The organism is Streptomyces sp. NPDC005706 (assembly GCF_040631045.1).
Lineage (GTDB): Bacteria > Actinomycetota > Actinomycetes > Streptomycetales > Streptomycetaceae > Streptomyces.
In genome coordinates this window covers 1-20,138 of the sequence record NZ_JBEXYS010000055.1, presented here as the reverse complement: position 1 = coordinate 20,138, position 20,138 = coordinate 1, and the positions used below count along the sequence as shown (strand labels likewise).

Annotated in this window: 13 protein-coding genes and 8 pseudogenes; 15 read left to right on the top strand and 6 right to left on the bottom strand. The window is 70.9% G+C overall.

What is annotated here, in order from left to right; all coding sequences use genetic code 11:
* Positions 1–276: 276 nt before the first annotated feature.
* On the bottom strand, positions 277–468 hold the full coding sequence (locus ABZ478_RS38555; RefSeq protein WP_359557404.1) for a zinc ribbon domain-containing protein: 192 nt from the start codon (positions 466–468) through the stop codon (positions 277–279).
* 288 nt (positions 469–756) lie between these two features.
* On the opposite strand from ABZ478_RS38555, the gene ABZ478_RS38550 reads away from it, so the two are divergent.
* Positions 757–3,321: a Helicase associated domain protein gene (locus ABZ478_RS38550; RefSeq protein ID WP_359557402.1), complete on the top strand. Its 2,565-nt coding sequence runs from the start codon at positions 757–759 to the stop codon at positions 3,319–3,321.
* 435 nt (positions 3,322–3,756) lie between these two features.
* A pseudogene (locus ABZ478_RS38545) lies at positions 3,757–4,422 on the top strand (helix-turn-helix domain-containing protein); the annotation flags it as partial.
* 652 nt (positions 4,423–5,074) lie between these two features.
* On the opposite strand, the pseudogene ABZ478_RS38540 reads toward ABZ478_RS38545, so the two are convergent.
* Positions 5,075–5,463, bottom strand: a pseudogene (locus ABZ478_RS38540) (XRE family transcriptional regulator); the annotation flags it as partial.
* Positions 5,464–5,622: 159 nt separating this feature from the next.
* Positions 5,623–7,455 carry an AMP-dependent synthetase/ligase gene (locus ABZ478_RS38535; protein ID WP_359557401.1) on the bottom strand — a complete coding sequence of 611 codons (1,833 nt, stop codon included), beginning with the start codon at positions 7,453–7,455 and terminating at the stop codon, positions 5,623–5,625.
* A gap of 26 nt (positions 7,456–7,481) precedes the next feature.
* Between ABZ478_RS38535 and ABZ478_RS38530 the strand changes: the two are divergent.
* The 3 genes and pseudogenes from ABZ478_RS38530 to ABZ478_RS38520 all read left to right on the top strand — a co-directional run.
* Positions 7,482–8,174: pseudogene (locus ABZ478_RS38530) on the top strand (hypothetical protein); the annotation flags it as partial.
* A gap of 58 nt (positions 8,175–8,232) precedes the next feature.
* Positions 8,233–8,937: pseudogene (locus tag ABZ478_RS38525) on the top strand (glycoside hydrolase domain-containing protein); the annotation flags it as partial.
* Between the two features lie 237 nt (positions 8,938–9,174).
* A complete protein-coding gene (locus tag ABZ478_RS38520; protein ID WP_359557400.1) occupies positions 9,175–11,001 on the top strand; it encodes an FUSC family protein in 1,827 nt (608 codons plus the stop codon).
* A 331-nt stretch (positions 11,002–11,332) separates the two neighbouring features.
* Here ABZ478_RS38520 and ABZ478_RS38515 read toward each other — a convergent pair whose 3' ends face one another.
* Together ABZ478_RS38515 and ABZ478_RS38510 are read right to left on the bottom strand one after the other, a co-directional pair.
* Positions 11,333–11,692, bottom strand: coding sequence for a cytidine deaminase (locus ABZ478_RS38515; protein ID WP_359557399.1), 360 nt, complete (start codon positions 11,690–11,692; stop codon positions 11,333–11,335).
* 70 nt (positions 11,693–11,762) lie between these two features.
* Positions 11,763–12,086, bottom strand: a complete 324-nt coding sequence (locus ABZ478_RS38510; RefSeq protein ID WP_359557398.1) for an STAS domain-containing protein — start codon at positions 12,084–12,086, stop codon at positions 11,763–11,765.
* A gap of 26 nt (positions 12,087–12,112) precedes the next feature.
* Here ABZ478_RS38510 and ABZ478_RS38505 point away from each other — a divergent pair, with 26 nt between their 5' ends.
* The 6 genes and pseudogenes from ABZ478_RS38505 to ABZ478_RS38480 form a co-directional block, all read left to right on the top strand.
* The gene (locus tag ABZ478_RS38505; RefSeq protein ID WP_359557397.1) at positions 12,113–12,349 is read left to right on the top strand and encodes a hypothetical protein; all 237 of its coding nucleotides are present in this window, start codon (positions 12,113–12,115) and stop codon (positions 12,347–12,349) included.
* Complete coding sequence (locus ABZ478_RS38500) at positions 12,349–12,747, top strand: hypothetical protein (protein WP_359557396.1); 399 nt, start codon at positions 12,349–12,351, stop codon at positions 12,745–12,747. The genes ABZ478_RS38505 and ABZ478_RS38500 overlap by 1 nt, the downstream gene beginning before the upstream one ends.
* Before the next feature lie 215 nt (positions 12,748–12,962).
* The gene (locus ABZ478_RS38495; RefSeq protein ID WP_359557395.1) at positions 12,963–13,658 is read left to right on the top strand and encodes a hypothetical protein; all 696 of its coding nucleotides are present in this window, start codon (positions 12,963–12,965) and stop codon (positions 13,656–13,658) included.
* A gap of 34 nt (positions 13,659–13,692) precedes the next feature.
* Positions 13,693–14,106 carry a hypothetical protein gene (locus ABZ478_RS38490; protein WP_359557393.1) on the top strand — a complete coding sequence of 138 codons (414 nt, stop codon included), beginning with the start codon at positions 13,693–13,695 and terminating at the stop codon, positions 14,104–14,106.
* 247 nt (positions 14,107–14,353) lie between these two features.
* A pseudogene (istA, locus tag ABZ478_RS38485) lies at positions 14,354–15,270 on the top strand (IS21 family transposase); the annotation flags it as partial.
* A gap of 219 nt (positions 15,271–15,489) precedes the next feature.
* Positions 15,490–16,161: pseudogene (locus ABZ478_RS38480) on the top strand (PLP-dependent aminotransferase family protein); the annotation flags it as partial.
* A gap of 219 nt (positions 16,162–16,380) precedes the next feature.
* Here ABZ478_RS38480 and ABZ478_RS38475 read toward each other — a convergent pair.
* Positions 16,381–16,623 (bottom strand): annotated as a pseudogene (locus tag ABZ478_RS38475) (SARP family transcriptional regulator); the annotation flags it as partial.
* A 469-nt stretch (positions 16,624–17,092) separates the two neighbouring features.
* Here ABZ478_RS38475 and ABZ478_RS38470 point away from each other — a divergent pair.
* From ABZ478_RS38470 to ABZ478_RS38455, 4 genes and pseudogenes are all read left to right on the top strand, one after another.
* The gene (locus ABZ478_RS38470; RefSeq protein ID WP_359557392.1) at positions 17,093–18,352 is read left to right on the top strand and encodes a hypothetical protein; all 1,260 of its coding nucleotides are present in this window, start codon (positions 17,093–17,095) and stop codon (positions 18,350–18,352) included.
* Positions 18,353–18,424: 72 nt separating this feature from the next.
* Positions 18,425–18,541 (top strand): annotated as a pseudogene (locus ABZ478_RS38465) (IS5/IS1182 family transposase); the annotation flags it as partial.
* 340 nt (positions 18,542–18,881) lie between these two features.
* A complete protein-coding gene (locus tag ABZ478_RS38460; RefSeq protein WP_359557407.1) occupies positions 18,882–19,178 on the top strand; it encodes a hypothetical protein in 297 nt (98 codons plus the stop codon).
* Positions 19,179–19,390: 212 nt separating this feature from the next.
* Positions 19,391–20,138: hypothetical protein (locus ABZ478_RS38455; RefSeq protein WP_359557406.1), on the top strand; the 748-nt coding region annotated here is incomplete at its 3' end.

Here is a 20,138-nt window from a genome sequence, read left to right as displayed (position 1 = left end):
GGCGCTCCTTGCGCTGCGCTCCAGGAGCGGGCCACTACGTGGCCGGCCCCGTGCTCCGCACGGGGTTTGGGGCGGTTCTCCGCTGCGCTGCGAACCGCGTGCCTCGCACTGCGTGCGAGGCATCGGGCCACGCTTCGCGCGGCCCTGGCTGGCGGCAGTAAGGGGTGGGCTCCTGCCGTGGGGCCGGGTGCCACGCTGTCAGCCTCCCCCGTTGGTCGCACATCAGGTGGGAGTGCGGTGCGTGGGCAGGCCGAGCTGCCGCGCGGCCTGCTGGGATCACTTGTGCTGCTGTTCAGTGTGGCCTTCGAAGTCGCGCCGGATCGCGGCTCCCTGATCCTCGATCAGTCCGGCCTGGTCGGGGAGGTCGAGGACCGCACCGCAGTGGTTGCACAGCTTCCCGTCTTCGGCGGGCGTGCCGCAGGCCTTGCAGAACCGGTTGCCTCGAGTGTTGTCGGTGTTGTGGGTCATGGCTCTCCTGGTCGGGTGGGCGGCGATGGAGGCGGAGTACCCGTAGCTTGGGTGCTGATTCTTCGGCTCGTCTGCTTCATTTTGTGGTTAGGATAGAGTCTGGAATTGAGTGGCCGTGCCTCTGTGAGTGTGTGGCCTGCTGGAGGGCGGTCATTTTGGCTCCAGGTCGAGGACGTGGACCTGTGCTGTACGGATGGGCTGCTGTCCAAGTCCCTTGGCAGCCAAGGCTAGTTGCCCGTGTTGCGGGGTGAGGACTGTCGTCCGGCTTGCAGGAGGGATGGGACCGTAGTGGCTGCGAAGGAACTCCGTCCGCATCAGCGGGAAGCCGTGGATGCAGTACTCCGGGCACTCGAATTGCCTGCAAGATCGGCTGTGCCCGAGCGGGGCCTGCGGACCCAGGTGATCATGGCCACCGGATCGGGCAAGACCCTGGTGGCTACCCGGAGTGCTGAGGAGCTCCGTGCGGGCCGTGTCCTGGTCCTCGTGCCCTCCCTGGACCTCCTCGCCCAGACTGAAGCCGCATGGCGCGAGGCAGGGCGCACCGGGCCGATGATCGGTGTCTCCTCCCTGCGCGGGGAGGAGGTGTCCTTCCCGAACACCACGGACGTGGGTGAGCTGGTCTCCTGGGTGCGGCCGTTCGACAAGGTCACCGTGTTCGCCACGTACGCCTCCCTCGGGCTCGGCACGCTGGAACGCGCCCACCGGGCCGGTCTTCCGGGCTGGGACCTGATCGTCGTGGACGAGGCGCACCGGGTTTCGGGCCGGATCGGCAGGCCGTGGGCGGTCGTCCACGACAACACCCGCATCCCCGCGCTGCGCCGGCTCTACATGACCGCCACCTCACGGTTGTGGCAACTCGACGAGGACGCCGAGACCGCAGCGGGCGCACCAGGTGAGCTGGTCGCGAGCATGGAAGACTCCCCCGACTCCCCCTTCGGCAGCCGGTGTTACACGCTGACGTTGTCCGAGGCGATCGACCGCGGGATCTGCGCGCCGTACCAGGTGGTGTGCCTGGACATCACCGACAGCCAGCTCCAGGCGGCGCAGCTGCTGGGTGTGGAGGGCCGCTCGGACGAGGTGCGGGGGGCGCGGCTCGCTGCTCTGCAGACGGCGTTGGTGAAGGCCTCGGCCGAGGAGGGCTTTGGGCGGACGCTGGTCTTTCACCACCAGGTGAAGGAGGCCGAAGCGTTCGCGGCCGGTCTCCCCCGCGTGGCCGGCCGGCTGCACGCCGCCGATCCCGAGCTGTACCCGCGCGACGTGTGGGCGGACTGGCTGTGCGGCGAGCACAAGCCCCACCACCGACGCCGAGTCCTGCACGAGTTCTCCCAGGGAGTCGCCGCTGACGGCACCGTCGTGGAGAAGACGTTCCTCGGGTCCGTCCGGGTGCTCGGCGAAGGCATCGATACATCCCGCTGTGACTCTGTGTACTTCGCGGACGTCCGCGGCTCCATGCCCGACCTCGTCCAAGCCGTCGGCCGCGCCCTGCGGGTGCGGCCGGGCGAGGGCAAGATCGCCTCACTCGTGGTGCCGGTCCTGCTCGGGCCCGGCGAGACGGTGGACAGCATGCTCACCTCACGGGCGTTCGCCGGGTTGGCAAGGCTCTTGGAAGCGCTCCGGGCACACGACGCCCGCGTCGTGGAAGCACTCGCCGAGCCACAGGCACGAAGCCGTGTCAGAGGCGTACAGACCCGTTCCGGAGAAGAGAGCGACGAGGCCGGGGAGGGCTCGGACGCCGACGAGCAGGGCAGGCTGTCGGTGCCGGCCCGGGAGCTGCTGAAGTTCTCCACTCCCCGCGATCCCGCACAGCTGGCCGCGTTCATCAACCTCCGCGTCCTCAACCCCGAACACGCCCACTGGCGGCGCGGCATCGAAGCCGCCACCCTCTACCACCAGCGCCACGGCGACCTCCGCGTGCCCTTCACCTACCGCGTCCCCGCCAGCGGCGACCAAGCCGCGGAGGCCGAGAGGTGGCCCGCCTCACTCGCCGCCTTCCCGCTCGGACAATGGACCGCCGACGCCCGAAGGGCCTACACCCGCGGCACCATGGCTCCTGAGCGCGTGGCGCAGCTGGAGAAGCTCGGCATGGTCTGGTCGCACTACGACGTCGCCTGGGACGAAGGACTCGCCGCAGCCCGCGAATGGGCACAGGAACACGGGCACCTCGCGGCGCCGGCCGACGCCACACACGCCGGATACCGCGTAGGGCTATATCTGAAGAACGCGCGGGCAGCCGCCCGGCGAGCGGTGGTGGAGGAGCAGCGGCGGGCCGAGGGGCTGCCCGTTCAGTCCGCGGCCGGTGCCCTGTCGCAGGAGCGGCGCGAGCAGCTCGACGACATCGACCCCGCCTGGTGCCCCGCCTGGCCCATCGACTGGCAACGCTGCTTCCACCTCACCCGACAACACCTCGACACCGGCGGCACCCTCCCCACCCAGCCCGGCACGGTCGTACGCCAAGGCGAAGACCTCGGCCGATGGGTACGGGCGCAGCAGCTCGGCTTCGACAAGCTCACCGGCGCGCAGCAGTGGCTGTGCGAACACATCCTCGGGATCGAACCCGCCACCGAGGACGAGAAACCCAAGCCACGACGCAGCCAAACCGACAAATGGGCCCTCAACTACGCCGCCGCCACCCAGTACTACCAACGCGAAGGCCACCTACGCGTCCCGAGAAGCCACACCGAGACCATCACCACCGGCAGCGGCTCGGACGGCGGCCACGACGGCGAGAAGGCGGAGACGCAGGAACACCACCTGCGGCTAGGGGCATGGGTCAGCAATCAGCGCTCCCGAGCCGCGACCCTGTCACCGGAGCGGGTCGAGCAACTGGCCACCATCGGCATGCGCTGGACCTGACGGCGAACAGGCTCGACCGCCGGGCGCAGCGCCTGCGCCATGAAGCGTACATTTTGCGTTCATTTGGCGTACGAAAGGCGTACGAATTCTTAGAGTGTGCAGCTCCCTCCGGTTCGGCTCTCTCCCTAGCGACCCCACACCGACAGATCGCGGCCAGGCTGGTAGCCGACGCTAGGTCTTCCAGCCCGAGCGAGCAGGCCTGCAGCGGACTTCCGCGCCCACGCCTGGAGGCTCTCGTAGCCGATGTCGACCGGTGCTGTCCCAAAGACGCCGGATCCAGCAGGGCAGGGGCGAGCGGCATGGGACAACTGACGCTACGGACTGCGGGGTGCCGGCGCTGTCAGCTGCCCATTGGAGAGGCAGAGATGGAACAGATCGAGCAGGGGCTGAAGCGCGCGTTGCGCACCCGCCCCGTCTCCCTCAAGCACCGAGAACCGCCTGCGGTTTCTGCTGAAGGCGCACCGGAGCTCCACCCGGAGGGTCGCCGCCGTGCTGGGAGTGTCGCAGCGCACCGTGCAGCGGTGGGTGACGAAGAAGCCCGGAGCGCGTCGCCTGCCGGGTCCCCTGCAGGTGGAGGCGATCGAGGAGGCGGTCCTGGCGCGGTGGCAGCCCCGGGTACGGGCCCGCCTGCGCGCCCAGGCCGAGGCGGAAGGCTTCGTCTTCCATACCAGGGCGCGATTCGGGTTCGCGGCTCCGGCAGGGTCCTCGGACGATCCGCGGGTGCGGTGGATCACACAGGCCCCTGCCAGGAGAGGTCGCCCGGGAACTGTTCGCCGGCGGCCCTTCTTACGGTGCGGTGACGTGCCCGGGCCACTATGGTCCCGCAGCAGGAAAGGCGTCGCTGCGGCACAGGGAAAGCGGCTGCCGCAGCGGCCCCGGTGCCCCGGGTCCACGCCCGGGGCACCGGCTGCACTGCCGACCGGGCCTTGGCGGCGGGCCGCGGGTGGCTGTGGCGGGCGGAGTCTGGCCGTCTCCGCAACGTGCAGCAGGTACGCACGGTCACCTGGCGCGGCGAGTAGCTCCTGGTCCTCACCGGAGACGAGCGGGGTAAAGCAGGTTGCGGTCCGCAGGAAGACACCGGCCCAGGGCAGTACGGGGTAGGCGGCGCAGCCGTCGGTGTAGCGGGCGCGGTCGTGCAGGGCGAGTGTGGCCGCGGCGTCGTCGTAGTCGCGGGGGCGGGCGGTGGCGAGTTGCTGAAAGGGAGGCACCGGTGAACAGCGCGGCGGCGACGGCTGCGGCCAGGCGGGGATGTGCGGTCGCCGCGTGCAGCCGGTGAGCGACGCGCCCCGCGGTGTACGGGGTGAGAGGAGCGGGCGGTGGGCGGTGCCGCCAGGCGATCGGGGGCGGCGTGCACGGGACGGCGCAGGGGCGGGGACTGTCGTAGGAGACGAGGCGGTCCATGTGCGGGCATGGTGAGCCACCGACTGGCCAGCCCGGCGGGCTCGTCTGCGGGCGGGGGTTGGGTGATAGGTGTGCCGTAGTAGTGGCGGCGGGCGGCCTGGAAGTCGGTGATGACGGAGTAGTCGGCCGTCTGCAGGGCCTGGTGCAGAGCGGCGGGAAGGTGGGGGCGGTGGCAGACCAGGGTCAGGTGGATACCGGTGAGGACCTGTAGCTGCAGGAGGTGCATCGCGCGGCGGGTGGTGAGGCGGTGGGCGCGCGGCACGGTCAGCCGGTTCACGGGCAGGGCGGTCATCCAGGCGGCGGCGGCTTCCCAGGCGGGCTGACGGCCGCCGGGAAAGCGGCCCGGGAGCAGGGGCGGTTTTCCCAGGGCGAGGGTGAGGTGGCGGAGGCGAGCGTCGTCGGTGGTGCCGGGTGCGGCGGTGAACCCGAACCGGGCGCGGGTGTCGATGATGATGCCCGTGGTGGTGGCGGCCTGCCGGCGGGCCTGCTCGCGGACGCGGGGCTGCCAGCGGGCGCGGACGGCGTCCGCCAGGCGCCCGGCGAGGTCCGGGCGGGCCGGCGGATCTGGTCTTTGACGTAACGCTCCACAGTCCGCTGGGAAATGCCCAGCAGCTGAGCTACGGCGCGGGTGCCCTTGAGCTGCTTGACCAGATAACGCATCTGTGCGCCTGCGGACTTTGGGATCGGGCGAGTGAACGCCCTCTGCGTGGCGCGGTCCAGGCCGTCGGAGACCAGACCCATCGGAGACCTTCTTTCAAGATCGCTTGTGCGGGCCTCTGGCGGCCGATCACACGACCCGGCGGGGGAATTTGGCACCGGAGGAGGTGATCGGCCGCGAGGGAGGCGCTCAGAGCGACTGTAGGGCTCGGGAGCGCCCGTCCGACCGCCGGTGAGGGGTCCTCAGGAGCCGTACAGCGCTTCGATGTCGGCCGCGTACGCCTGCACGATCGCGGCGCGACGCAGCTTCAGCGACGGCGTCATGAGGCCGTTGGCCGTGCTGAACTCGTTCGGGATGATCCGGAACGCGCGGATCGCCTCCGCCTGGGAGACCGCCGCGTTCGCCATCGTCACGGCCCGCTGGATCTCGCCACGCAGTTCCTCGTTGATCGGCGCCTCCCCGGGCCGGGCGTGCTGCTGTGCGCGAAGCCGGCACCAGTGCTGGGATGCCTCGGGATCCAGGGTGATCAGCGCCGCGATGAAGGGACGGTTGTCGCCCACGACGAGGCACTGGGAGATCAGGGGATGTCTCAGCAGCCGCTCCTCGAGCACCCGGGGATTGACGCTCTTGCCGCCACTGGTGATGAGGATGTCCTTCTTGCGTCCGGTGATGACCAGGAAGCCGTCGTCGTCCAGCCGGCCCACGTCGCCCGTCGCGAACCACCCGTCGCGCAGCACCGACCCGGTGGCCGCCGGATCGCCGAGGTAGCCGGAGAAGACGACGTCCCCGCGGACCCAGATCTCCCCGTCCCGTGCCACGTGGACGGAGCAGCCGGGCAGGGGTCTGCCGACGGTCCCGAAGCGGGGCCGGCCCGGTGGCTGGCTGGTGACGGCGGCGGTCGTCTCGGTGAGCCCGTATCCGTCGTGGATGGTGACCCCGGCTCCGGCGAAGAACAGGCCGAGTTCCCGGTCGAGACTCGACCCGCCGGAGGTGGCGTACCGGACCCGGCCGCCGAGGACGGCCCGCAGCCGCCCGTACACCAGACGGTCGAAGACGGCGTGCGAGGCCTTCAGCAGCGGTCCGGGCCCCGAGCCCTCGCCCCTGTCCCGGCGCTCCACTTCCTCGGCGTAGCGCACCGCGACGTCCACGGCCCGGTCGAAGAGCGCCTCCCGGCCGGCTGCTTCGGCCGAACGCCTGGCCGAATAGAAGATCTTCTCGAAGATGTACGGCACGGCGAAGACGTACGTCGGCCGGAACGACGCCAGGGCGGGCAGCAGCGCGGCGGGGGACAGGTCCGGCTGATGCCCCAGCCGGACGCCGCCGCGCATGCAGACGACCTGCACCATCAGACCGTAGATGTGGGAGAGGGGCAGGAAGGCCAGAACGGCCGGCTGCTCACCGGGCTCGGCGAGGACCTCCCGCCAGCCCGCGTTCAGGGTGTCGCATTCGGCCGCGAGACCGGCGTGGGTGATCAGGCAGCCCTTGGGGTGGGGGCCGGTGGTGCCGGAGGTGTAGGCGATGGTGGCGACCGAGCCCGGCTGCACTGCCCTGCGGTGCTGGTGCACCACGTCGTCGGGGATGCCCCAGCCCGCGTCCGCCAGCCACTGGACGCAGTTGGCGTCCAGTTGCCATATCGCCCTCAGCAGCGGCAGCTGGTCGCAGACCGCCCCCACGGTCATGGCATGGTCCTCGTGTTCCACCACGACGGCCACCACCTGCGCGTCCGACAGGATCCAGCGGACCTGGTCCGCCGAGGAGGTGGGGTAGACGGGGACCACCTGGGCGCCGAGGGACCACAACGCGTAGCTGAAGAGCGTCCACTCGTAACGGGTGCGGGACATCACGGCGACGCGGTGACCGAACTGGATCCCGCCGGCCAGCAGCCCCTTGGCCAGCGCCAGGACCTCGTCGCGGAACTCGGCCGCGGTGACCGCACACCACCTCTGCTCGTCCAGGGGGTCGCGCCGCGCCAACTGCTCCAGTTTCGGATCGCGTTCCGCCACCTCGTACACCGAGTCCGCAAGGCCTCCCGCCGACAGGGTCTCCACCAGTGCCGGAAGGCTGAAGTCGCGCACGCTACCCCCATGATGAGCCGTTCACCGTGCCCGCCTCGCGGCGGGCAGGGGCGCAACATACCGGCCGTCATCCCGGGAGCCTAGGTGCTGTCCGCCAATTCTCGTTGCATTGGTGCGCGGTGTCCGGTGCCGGGGGTTCTCCCACGCCGTTCAGGCCGCGGGGGGAGCGGTCGCAAGGCGGAGAGGCGCCCCCTCGCAAGGGGGTTTCGTGGGGCGTGCCCGGCAAGGCGGCGAGGGGTGGTGCCGGCCCCGCAGGCTTGGCGGGTTCGTGGCACGGGACGCGGGGGGTGGAACCCGCGCCGATCACGTTCGCAGTCCGCCCTGCCGTGGGGAGGTGCTCGCACGTGGCGGTGTCAGCTCTCCCGCGGGGCTCGCAGCCCGTCGGTACGGCGCGTGCCCGGCGGGCGAGGGCGAGCAGCCCGGCCATCGGGAACAGGGTCCACCGACGGCCGGCTGCTCGCGCCGTGCTCGGTGCGCATCCGCACAAGCGCCCAGCCCCGGGCGGGACCGGCGTCCAGGGCGTCCGTGAAGTGCACGCTCAGTTCGGCGTCACCGAGACCGACAACGCCAAGTACCAGGCGGAGTTCAGCCACGACACCGAGAAGGCGAGCCCCGGCTCGTACGCGGTCACGCTGAAGACCGGCATCCGAGCCGAGCTCACCGCGACCGCGCGCACCGGGGTGCAGCGCTACACCTTCCCCGCCACCGACAAGGCCAACGTCATGCTCGACGCGGGCCAGTCGCTGCACCGGACGGTGTCCACCGAGGTCGAGATAACCGGCCGGCCCGGCCCAGAGCGAAGGATTCCACGAGGGCACCGCCTGGCAGTACCAGTGGCTCGTGCCGCAGGACCTGCCCGGCATGATCGGGCTGATCGGCGGCGAGCGAGCGGCCAACGACCGGCTCGACTCCTTCTTCGCCTACGACCAGCTGGTGAAGGACCCCGCGAAGACCGCCCGCGAGGTCTGGGTGAACGGCCCGTACGACTACTACAACGCCGACAAGTACAACCCGCAGAACGGGCCCGACCTCATCGCCCCGTACACCTACCTCTCGACCGGTCAGCCCTGGAAGACCACCGACGTGGTGCACGCCGCCCTCACCCTGTTCACGGACACGCCGACCGGCATGACGGGCAACGACGACCTGGGCACCATGTCCGCCTGGAACGTGCTGTCGTCGATCGGCATCTTCCCGGTGCAGCCCGGCTACGACACCTGGGGCCTGTCCACGCCCGTCTTCGACCGCGTCGACCTCACCCTCGACCGCCGCTACTACCCGCGCGGCTCGCTGACGGTGGCGGCGCCCGGCACCTCGGACGCACGCCGCTGCATCCAGTCCGCCCGCGTCGACGGCTCCGCCTACGCACGGACGTACCTGACGACGGACGACCTGCGGAACACCCGCTCGCTCGCGTTCGCCGGCGCCGAGCCCTCCTCGTGGGGCACGGCCGCCGAGGCGGGGCCGCCCTCGCTGAACTGAACCGGCACCCGCCGCGACCCGGGTCCGGCCGCTTCCGAGCGGCGGGATTCCGCCGGTCCGGGCCCCTGCCCCTGCCCCCGGCGCCGGCGCCGGCGTGGGCCGAGGGCAGGGGTCCGGGCCGGCCTCAGCGGATCCCCGGCCGGCGGCGGACGCGGAGTACCATGCTGGGGTTGCTTCCGCGAACCACGCGTTCGTGCATGGACGGCACCCCCACCGCCCCGCCCACCCCCCAAGGTCATGTCCCGCCGCACGTTCCCCCGTCCGTCGCCGGCCCGGGCCCGCCTGCGCGGCCGAGTGGAACGGCTGCCGCACGTGCTGTCCCCGCGGGGTGCGCTCTCGCTCCGCCGAGTGGACGGAGCCCTCCTCTTCGCCCTGCGCGCGGCGTTGGCCATGACCCTGCCGGTCCTGCCGCTGGTGCTGTCGGGGCGTCCCGCCCTGGCCGTCTTCCCCATGCTGGGCGCCTTCACCACGACCTTCGGCCGCAACCTCCCCTACCCCCGCCGGGCGCGGGTGCTCGCCGTCGTCGCGCTCGCGATGACGGCCTGCGTCGGCGGCGGCTCCGCCCTCGCCGCGCTGACCGACGCGCAGACGAGTACCGCCGGTGCCATGACCGTGATCGTCGCGATGGCGGTGGTGGCCGGACTCGCGAAGTTCGCCTGCGACGCGACCGGCCTGGGCGGACTGGGCGCGGTGCTGCTGCTCCTGTCCTTCGCCGTCGCGGCCAACGGTTCGGACGTGGACCTCGGCGACGTCCTGCCCCACACGGCGCTGGCCGCGACGGGCGCCGTCGTCGCCTGGGCCCTGGCCCTGGCGGGCTGGCCGGTGCATCCCGACCGTCCGCAGCGCCTGGCGGTGGCCGGGGCCCTGCGCGACCTCGCCGGTCTCCTCGAAACGGACGGGGGCGCGGACGGCGCCGGTCCGGCGCGGCACCGGGCGACCGCCGGCATCCTCCGCGCCTACCGGTCCCTCGGCCTGGCACCGTCGACGCCGGCGCGGCGCAACGCCGGGACGCCGGGGATCGAGGTGCGGCTGACCGACTGGGCCTGGACCCTGCTGATCACCTCCGTCCACCGGCGGTCGCCCGACGCCGCGACGGCGCGGCAGCTGCGCCGGCTGGCCCGCGCCCTCACGGCCCGGGGACGCCGTCCTCCCTTGCCGCTGCCCGTAGCCGTCCCGCCTTGTCCCGAAGCCGCCGCCACGGCCGCGCCGCCGGGCGGCGCACAGGGCGCTGCCCGTGCGTTCGAGCGTGCGGTGGCCGCGCCGGACAGCGGCCGGTCACCGGCGGAAACCGACGCCACCACCTGCCGTGCCGCCGAGCTGGCGGTGGGCACCCCGTCGGCCGGCCGACACCGTCTCGCCGTCCACGTCGTGCCCGCCCTGCGCATGACGCTCGGCACGGGCGTGGCCGGCGCGGCGGCCGTCTTCCTCAGCTTCGGACACGGGTACTGGGCCGCTGTCTCCGCGGCCGCCGTGCTGCACTCGGTCAACATCCGCACCAGCGTCCAGCGTGCCGTCCAGCGCACGCTGGGCACCGTGACCGGGCTGCTCGTCTCGGCCGCGATCCTGGCCACGCATCCGGTGCCGACCGCCGCGGTGTTCCTCATCGTGCTCCTCGAGTTCCTCCTGGAATACGTCGTGGCGCGCAACTACGGCCTGGGCGTCGTCTTCATCACCCCGCTGGCGCTCCTGCTCAGCAACCTGACGTCCCCCACGTCCACCGGAACGCTCGTCTACGACCGCATGCTGGGCGGGGCCGTGGGCATCGCCATCGCCCTGGCGTGCGCACTGCTGGTGGTCCACGGCCGGGCGACGGAGCGGGTCCGCCGCGCCCTGGCGGCGTGCGCGCAGGCATCGGAACACGCCGAGCGAGCACTGGCCGGCCCCACCGAACCGCACCCGGAGGTACAGGCGCGGCTGGCCGCCGCGGTGGTGGAGCTGCGGGCGGCCGACGACGCCGCGGCGGGGGAGCTGCGCTCGGTGGGGATCGACCCCGCCGAGCTCGCGGAGGCCGAGCAGCGCGCCTACGGCCTCCTCCACCGCCTGCTGCGGCGCCACCCCCTGTGACACGGCGCCGACTCCCCGGCCCGTCGTCCTCGCCGGTCGGCTCCCACGGCGTCGGTCCGCATCCTTGCTCCGACACCGCCCGGAGGCAAGGACCCGTAACGGCCCTCGCTTTCGACCCCGGCCACCGCGACCGGGAACTGGACGAGATCGGCGCCGTCCGCGAACGCGCCGGTCAGGCCCTGAGCTTGTCCCACTGACCCGCAGGCCCACGGCGGTGGCGGCGCTGCATCTCAGAACCTCGGGCCGGGCCGGCTCGCCGCTCCCGCCGCCGCCCCGCCGGTTGCGTGCGCAGGATCGGGCGGGCGCTCGCCCCCGTCGCCGGCCGGCGGTGTCAGCCCACGCCCAGTGGTTCGGTCGGTCCGGCGTCGAGCTGGTGGTCGGCCCAGACATAGCTCTCGGGCAGCAGGTCGGCGACGGGGACGGTGCGGACGCCGTCGCTCCCGCCGACGACGACCCCGAGGCCCGGGAAGTAGTCCAGAAGGACCTGACGGCACCGGCCGCACGGGGGCACGACTCCGCGGTCGCGGTCGCCCACGGCGACGATCGTCTCCAGTTCGTAGGCGCCCTGGGCGGCCGCCGCGCCGATGAGGACGAGCTCGGCGCAGGGACCTCCGGTGAAGTGGTGGGCGTTCACCGCGGTGGCGATACCAGCACTCTCGAGGATGACGACCAGGTCGTGGTCGGGTCCCACGAAGAGGGCCCGCAGTACGCACGTCTGGGCCGGTGGGGCCCGGCGGCACCACTCCCCGCTGCCGCTCGGTTTACCTGGACCCGCAGAACAGGCGGTCGAGAGGGAAGGTGGCCGGGTTCGTCTCCGCGGCCAGGCGCAGCAGCCGTAGCGGCTGCGGGCGCAGGCCCGTGACGGTGATGCGGCGGTCCGGGCGGCCGGGCGGGGTGGGGGCGAAGAGTAGGTGCAGGCCGGCGACGTCCATGAAGAACGTGTGAGTCAAGTCCCACAGCAGATCAGTCACGTGTGCGGGGAGCGCCTCAGCCGCCGCGCGAAGCGGGGGCAGGGTGTCGAAGTCGATGTCACCGCGCACCGTGATGGTCGCGGTCGCCCCGTTGAGGGTGGTGATGGTATTCATGCTGGGCGCGCCCCCCCTTCCGGGGGTTGTCGAGCCCAAAGACGAAGCACCCGGCCGAGCACGGCACCACCATTCGCAGCCTGGTGGAGAGCCTCGCGCAAGGCACCCCGACGCAGGCCGAGTACGCCGAGCGGGCCGAGCTGGCCCACGCCGAGCTCGCCTCCGCCCTCGGCACCGCGCCGAGCCCCGAAGCCGAGGCGAAGGCCAGGGCGCTGCTGGAGCGCTTGGGCGGCGCCTCGCGCAGCCCGCAGGCAGCCGCGTAGTGGCGGGCATCGCGGTCGTCCTGGACCACACGACCGCGGGGGCGTTGTACGACCCGAAGGATCCGTTCAACGAGGCGGTGGCCGCGTTCTACGTCCAGGCCTCCGGCGGACTCGGTGACCTGTCCGCGCCGGTGCTGTCACTGACGGCCGGTGACGCCGAACGGCCCGGCCTGCTCGGCTACATCAAAGGCCTGCGGTTTATCCGGATCGAGGCGTTCGACACCGACGCCGCGGTTACCGCCACCGAACTGCTGCGCTTCGGGCACTCTTGGGCCGCCGTCCACGCCATCCATGCCGCCCGCCCCTCCCCCGCTCACCCCAGCGGACGGTTCCTGCTCACCTTGACCCCCAAGGCGTACGCAGGCACCGGCGTCCAAGCCGTCCATCCCGACCAGTAGCCGTCGACCGTCCCGGCGGCAGAAGACGGTCGTCTCCCGCCTGCCCTGCCGTCGTGACCGTCGCATTGCGCGGGCCTGGCCTGCTGCCGCCTGCCCCGCGATTGGGCCCGGTGTGTTAGCCCTTGTAAGTCCAGATGCTCGACCGCGTGTTGCTCCTCTGGCTGATGTGCTGGGGACCACAGTTCGGGCGACAGGCTGGGAATAGGCTCGTCGACATGACCGATGACCACCTCACCCGAGTTCTGGAACGACTCGACGCCTGGCTCGAAGAGAACGCGCCAACCGACTACGCCGCATTGAACCCTCCTGCCGCGCAAGGTGATATCAGCAAGATCGGCGAGTACCTGATCGATCTGCACCCCGACGTCGTCACCTGGCTGAAACGACACGACGGAGCCGCAGCCACGACAGGCCCCTCCCGTGCCGGTTTTCTTCTGCCGGGCGGCTATGCCCCAAACGCCGCCAAGGAGATGGACGCCGGCCAGCGCGACATGGAACGAAAGGTCGCGTGGAGCCTCGACGAGGAGGACGATGGCGAGATCCACTGGTTCACAGTCGAGGACGGGCACGAACTCGACATCGTCGGTGACGGAACGACTGTCTACTCGACCGAGGACCTGGGACTCGTACCGGCTCCCACCACCTGCCACATCCGGTGGGTCCCGTTCGCGTCCTCGACGGAATCCGGACACGACTTGATCGTCGACCACCGACGAGGGGCGACGTACGGGGCTGTCCGCAGGATCGAACCGGACGCCGTGGACCCGAGCGCCGTGGTGTGGCCCAGCGTGACCGCCATGTTCACCTCCCTGGTCGAAGCGCTGGAGACGGCCCGACCGGTCACGGTGGGCACGGTTGTCTACGTGCCGAGAGTCCTTGACGGCGCTCTCGACTGGGAGATCGTGCGCTAGCGTCCTGCGCCAGTAGTTGCTCGTCAGTGATTGCGTGACTTCTGCTGGTGGTGCGTTAGTTCCTCGTCCGGGCCCGAAGCTGGAACCACTGCTGCTGTCCGGTGATGAGTGGGCGGTGTGCGAGCGGTGGACGCGGCGGGCGTCGTCGGCCCAGGCGCTGGCCCTGCGCGTGCGGATCGTGCTGGCGTGCGCAGGGTTGGAGATCCCGCCGATGGTGGCGGTTGCCCGCGATCTGCTGGTGGCCGCTGAGTGGCTGGATGAGCTCCTCGACGAGCCCCGGCCGGGCCAGCCGCCCGCTATCAGCGTTGATCAGACGGAAGCGGTCGTGGCCACGACGCTGGAGAAGATCCCGAAGGAACGCCACTCACTGGTCGCGGGAGTCGATGGCGGAGCACAGCGGCTGGTCGAAGTCCACCCGTCGGCCGATTCTGGCGGGAGTTCCAGCTAGCCGCATCTGACGGACACCTTCAAGCTGTCGACGGACCCGCTGTTCGTGGAGAAGGTCTACGACGTCGTCGGCTGTACTTCGATGCGCCCGAGGGCGCGATGGTGCTGTCGGTGGACGAGAAGTTGTCGGCGTACACATGCACGTCCCCAGCCGCGTACGGATGAACGGGGCCGGTTTCTGACGCGCTCAGGCTCGTTGCCAGGCACGCTGCTGTTGATCAGGTCGGGGCGGCAGAAGGCGGCTGACGATGGTCTTGGACCCGCATCGCTGGTTGGAACTGCGGCGCTTTCGGGGGCTGCTGGAGTCCGGGGCGATGAGCCTGTCGGAGATCGCCAGGGAGACGGGCCTGGACCGCAAGACGGTCCGCAAGTACCTCTCGGCCAAGGGTCCGGCTGCGCCACCGCGCCGGTCGTCGAACGTGCAGCATCGCGGGCGGATCGTCGATGAGGTCGCTCCGCTGATCGATGCGATGTTGCGGTCCGAGATCCTGATGAGGGCCACCGTCATCCACGAACGGCTGGTCAAGGACTACGGCTTCACCGGCAACTACCAGCGCGTGAAGCTCTACGTGCAAGAAGCACGGCCGCGAGTCGCCGAGGAACTCGGCATCGCCCCGAAGGAACTGGCGGGCATGCACCGTCGCTTCGAGGTCGTCCCCGGTGCTCAGGCCCAGGTCGACTGGGGCGACGAAGGCAAGATCCTCGCCCATATGGGCATCGAGAAGCTCTACTCCTTCCACATGACGCTGTCGTACTCCCGCGGCCCGTTCTGCTGCTTCACCACCAGCCAGGACCTGCAGACCTTCTTCGACTGCCACCGCCGGGCCTTCGCCCACTTCGGCGGTGTGCCGATGACGATCGTCTACGACCGCACCAAGACCGTCGTCCGCCGGCATGTCGCCCCGGGCGAGGCAGTCCCGCTGCACCCGGAGGCGGTCGTCTTCGCCGGCCACTACGACTTCGACATCGACGTCCTGGCCGCCTACCGCCCCACCGGAAAAGGCCGCGTCGAACAGCAGGTCCTCATCATCCGCGACCACGTCCTGGCCGGCCGGGCCTTCTCCTCGCTCGAGGAAATGGACGCCGCCTTATGGCCTGGGTGCCGCAACGACGGGCCCGCACCCACGGCACCCATCACGAGATCATTGGACACAGAGCAGCCAGGGCCGGCGCATCACAAGAGGCGCGGACGGGCAGAAGGGGCCGACGAGTCGGACATCCTCGTCGGCCCCTTCTCGCTCCGCCGCGTCAGTTACGGGCGGACCTCACACACCTCGCCGATGGTGCACCCCTCCAGCCCCCGGGTGCTTCGATGTAGAAGGCGTCGTCGTCGGCGACCCGCGCCTTCGTGTAGAAGTTCCCGAGCCGGCCGCCGAGGCCCTTGCAGTTCCCCACCGGCGTGGTCCTGGACGGGGAACGCCGGCGCGAGCTGCTGCGCTGGGCGGCCGAGGGCGGCGTCGTGATCGAGGACGACTACGACGCTGAGCACCGCTACGACCGGCCCCCCGTACCGGCACTGCGCTCGCTCCTGCCCAACGGGGTCTGCTACGCGGGCAGCGTCTCCAAGCTGCTCGCCCCCGCACTGCGGGTCGGCTGGCTCCTGGTTCCGCCGCGCCTGCGCGACGCCCTGGTCACCGCCAAGCGGTACGCCGACCTCGGCAACGGCATCCTCACCCAACTGGTCCTGGCCCGGCTCATGGACTCGGGCGAGCTCGAACGGCACCTGCGCCACGTCCGGCGCCGCCACCGCAGGCACCGGGACGTGATGGTGCGGGCCGTCGAGGCACACCTGCCCGGCGCCCGCGTCCACGGGGCGGCCGCCGGACTGCACCTCATGGTCACCTTCGCCGACGGGCCCGGCAGCCGCGTCCGCGACACCGACTTCGCCGCGGCCGCGTTCGCTCGGGGTGTGAAGGCCCACCCCCTGTCCTGGCACCGCCTCACCCCCGGCCCGCCCGGCCTGGTCCTCGGCTACGCGGCGGGCGTCGCCCACGAGATCGAGGAGGGCATCGCCCTCATCGGGGAGGCGCTGCGGGCCCTGCCCGCTGCCGCCTGACCCCGCCGCTGCCCGGGTCACCCACGGACAGCCTGGCGGCCCGGGCCGCGCACGAGCTGAGCGCCGACACGGACGAGCCGGTCACCGAGGTGGAGCGGGGTCTGCGCCGGGAGGTCCCCGAGCTGTGGGGCAGACCGGCGCATCGCCCGGGTGACCACGCGGAACATCGCCGAGCACATTACCGCGGCGCGCCGGACAGGCGGCGCGCGAGGCCCAGGCGGTGAGTACGGGGACGAGAGAGGCCTCGGTGCTGATGGCGAGCTGCTCGGCGGCCTCGGCGTGTGCGGTCGCGGCGTCGAGGTCGCCGAGAGCGGAGGCGGATTGCAGGCGGATGAGCCGGCCGAGCACGGCGAAGTTCGGCAGCTCGTGCCGGGTGGCCAGGTCGAGGATCTCGGCGCCGATCAGGTCCCGTGCGGCCGCGAGGCCGGCCCGGGTGAAGGACTGGAGGAACACGCTGTCTACCGGCCGCCGTCCGTGCCCTGGCCCACTCATCTGCCGCTCGCCGAGACTGCGCTGGAGGTCCGGCCGCCACGGCTGTCTGCGGCTCGTGCGGGCGGGCCGTCGGGGCAGGTTCAGGCGGGACGGGAGCGGGCTGGCCGGGCGCGGTCCGGGTGGCGAGGGAGGAGGCGCCTCCGCTGTGAAGTCCTGAAACGGCATGACACCGGAGGTCTCCGGTCTGCGGGCCGTGCCTGTGCGTCGTCGGCCGGAGCCGGGCTTGGCGGGGGTGAGGGTGTAGCCGGGCAGGGCCGCGAACCGCACCAGGCCCCGTCCCCTCGATCACCGCTGGCGCGTCTGCTGGGCGTTGAACCGCTGGAAGTTCGACTGGCCGTCATCTCCAAGCCGCACTAGATGCCATACCGCGCTCGCTGTGACCTACTCCACTTAAGCGCCCCCCTCGACCGGACCTTAGAGAGGACGCACGTTGGGACGCATGCGCAAGCGCGGGCTCATCACGCTCGTCACCGTCGGCCTTGCCACTTCCGTTCTGCCCACCGCCACCGCATCGGCGGCCGGCAACCCCCTCACGCTCGCCGTGTTCGGAGACTCGCCGTACGGCAGGTCGGCGTACGCGCCCGCGGGCCAGACCGCCGACACCTCGCAGTTCCAGAAGACCCCGGCGTTCATCGGCACGATCAACAGCGATCCCACGGTCAGCGACGTCATCCAGGTGGGCGACATCCACTCGGGCAAGGAGTTCTGCACCGAGGGCTACGACGCCTCGATCGCGTCCGCGTGGCAGAGCTTCAACAAACCGCTCGTCTACACGCCGGGCGACAATGAGTGGGCCGACTGCCACAAGGCGTCGAGCCTCACCTCACCCGGCCAGGGCGGTGGCTTCTATGACCCGGCCACCGGGTCGATCAACTACATCGGCACGAGCGGTGTGTCCACCAACCCCGCGGACTGCGTCAGCTACCGCTGCGGCAACCCACTCGACAACCTCGCGAAGGTCCGCCAGGACTTCTTCGCGCGGCCCGGCCACACCCTGGGCAGCGGCGCACTGAACGTGGTCTCGCAGGCCACCGCCTACGACCCGAGCCACCCGGGCGACGCCCAGTATGCCGAGAACGTGATGTGGGCACAGAACGACATCGTCTTCGTGACCATCAACGTGCCCGGCGGCTCGAACAATGACGCCGACCCCTGGTACAAGGTGCCGACCACGACTCAGGCGCAGACCGACGAACGGACCAACCGGACCGCCGCCGATGTCCGATGGCTCGATGCCGCCTTCGCCGATGCCCAGGGCCGCCACGCCAAGGCGGTGGTCATCTCGGCGCAGGCCGACATGTGGGATCTCGACGGCAAGACCAAGGACCACGTGACCAACTACGAGCCGATCATCAGCGAAACAGCAGCGAAGACCGCCGAGTTCAGCCGTCCGGTGCTGATGCTCAACGGCGACTCGCACCTGTACCGCTCGGACAACCCGCTGTCCCCCACGGCGCCGTGCACCGGTGAGACGGACCCGGCCACCGGCGCCGGCGTGTGCGCCCACGACCCGGGCAACAACGCGTGGAATGAGCACCCGTACTACAACGTTCCGAACTTCCACCGCATCGTCGTCCACGGCAGCACCACGCCGCTGGAGTGGCTCAAACTGGCCGCAGACCCCAACGCCAACCACCCCGTCACCGACACCACGTACGGCCCCTTCAGCTGGCAACGGATGCCACAGCCGCAGCTGTGACCTGTGAACGCGCATTCCGGCCACGCAGCTCGACACGGGCTCCGTGGCCGGTCGCGTCCCCTATGCGGGCCGGGCAGGCCCCGCAAGAAGCCCGGCGGTGTCGCGGCCGACAAGGGCTACAGCAACGGCCCCCGCCGCGAGTACCTGCGGTGGCGGGGCATCCGGCACACGATCTCGGAAAAGATCGACACCTGCTGGCCACCACACAGTGGAGATACTCGTCCTGGGCGACTCCTGCGTTGGCCACCTCCGGTGACGCGGCTGCTGCCAGGGCGACGCACGGGTCGTCGCGGAGCGCGACAAGACGGCCAGGATCCTCCTCTTCTTCGAAAGGAGGAGGAAACGCGAGAGCGCGGCAGCCCACCGACGCCGAGGCCCGGCTTCGTGAACAGGTCGCACGGCTCAAGGGGCGTCCTTTCGGGCGTTCCCGACGACCTCAGCCAGCGAAACGCCGAGCCGCTTCTGTTACGACGCGTGACTGGATTCACTACTCTCCGCATCCAGACCGAGGTGAGTCACGGGAGTATCTATGCCGCAGATCCGAATTGCCACGTTCAACCTGGAGAACTTCGACGAGACGGCACCGACTGCGCATCCGTCGCTGGCTGAGCGCATCAGGCTGATGAAGCCGCAGATCAACCGATTGCGCGCGGACATCGCCTGCTTCCAGGAAGTCCATGGCCAAGAGCGCCCCGGCCAGCCCCGGGCGTTGCTGGCGCTTGCGGCGAGCAGGCTGCCACCTGCGTCATCAGGGCCCAGAACATCGCCCGACTGGAAGGCGCCGCGAAGGAGTTGTGGCCTGGCCTTCGTCCTCCCGGCTCCGTGACGGCCATGGTTGCGGCCGTCCTTCCACCTCCTACGGCCTCAAGAGCCGTCGCCGACCGGGCCGCTCCGTCACCGGCCGCCTCACCCACCCCTGACTCCCCGCCTAACCCCGCCTCCCCATCCGCTCCTGCGGCTTCGTCGACACCCGAGCCTCCGACACAGCCACCGGCACCACCCCAGAAGCCGCCAACAGCACAGCAGAAGCAGCCGTCAGTGAAGTTGTCCGGGGCCGAGAAGGAGGCCAGGGCGGCCTTGGACGCTCTACTGGACCAAAGCCGCGACGCGAGGGAGGCGGGCAACTGGGGCGCGGTTCGACAGACGGCGCGATATCTCACCATGCTCCGGGACAACCCCACCGTCGTAGCCGCAGTCCGGAGCGAAGCAGCAGCCGAGTACGACGTGTTGTCGAGGTGGACGAAAGAACGCACCGTCTCGGGCCATCAACTGGGCCTTCTGCTGCAAAGACTCAGGGATGAAGGCGAGACGCTGCCACTGGCCGCACTGCGTCACCTGGTCGACGATGCCGAAGCGGAAGCAGACAAGCTCGACCGCTACCTCACATCCGACGAGATCACCGAACTGGGCCGTTGGCGAGACGAATTGGCCAGACGCTCAGGACGCCTCACCCTGGACGCCCTCGAGCGCCTCGGAGACCGGATGCGCCTTGTCCTTGAGTCACACGCCCGAGCCGGATCCACCCTTCCCTGGGCGACGCTGCGCACCGAGGTGGGTGAGAGTCTGCGCGACCTCCACCCCGAGGACCAAGTGGAAGCTCTCGTCCAGGCGGACCGCACCACGGCGGACGACGAACCCCCACTCTCCGCCTTGGTCACCGTTGACTTCCTCCCCCGCCTAAAGGCGGGGGGTTCCAGCGGTCGCCCGCTGGGGTTCCTGCTTCACCGACGACCGCCCCGTGCGGGAGGACTCCCGTTGAGGTCTTACACCGTCTCCACAGGCAGAC

Excerpts from the sequence above, each read along its gene's own strand:
- ABZ478_RS38555 (WP_359557404.1), bottom strand. The coding sequence starts at position 468 with ATGACCCACAACACCGACAACACTCGAGGCAACCGGTTCTGCAAGGCC.
- ABZ478_RS38510 (WP_359557398.1), bottom strand. The coding sequence starts at position 12,086 with ATGAATACCATCACCACCCTCAACGGGGCGACCGCGACCATCACGGTG.
- ABZ478_RS38520 (WP_359557400.1), top strand. The coding sequence starts at position 9,175 with ATGTCCCGCCGCACGTTCCCCCGTCCGTCGCCGGCCCGGGCCCGCCTG.
- ABZ478_RS38460 (WP_359557407.1), top strand. The coding sequence starts at position 18,882 with ATGCCGCAGATCCGAATTGCCACGTTCAACCTGGAGAACTTCGACGAG.
- ABZ478_RS38495 (WP_359557395.1), top strand. The coding sequence starts at position 12,963 with ATGACCGATGACCACCTCACCCGAGTTCTGGAACGACTCGACGCCTGG.
- ABZ478_RS38470 (WP_359557392.1), top strand. The coding sequence starts at position 17,093 with ATGCGCAAGCGCGGGCTCATCACGCTCGTCACCGTCGGCCTTGCCACT.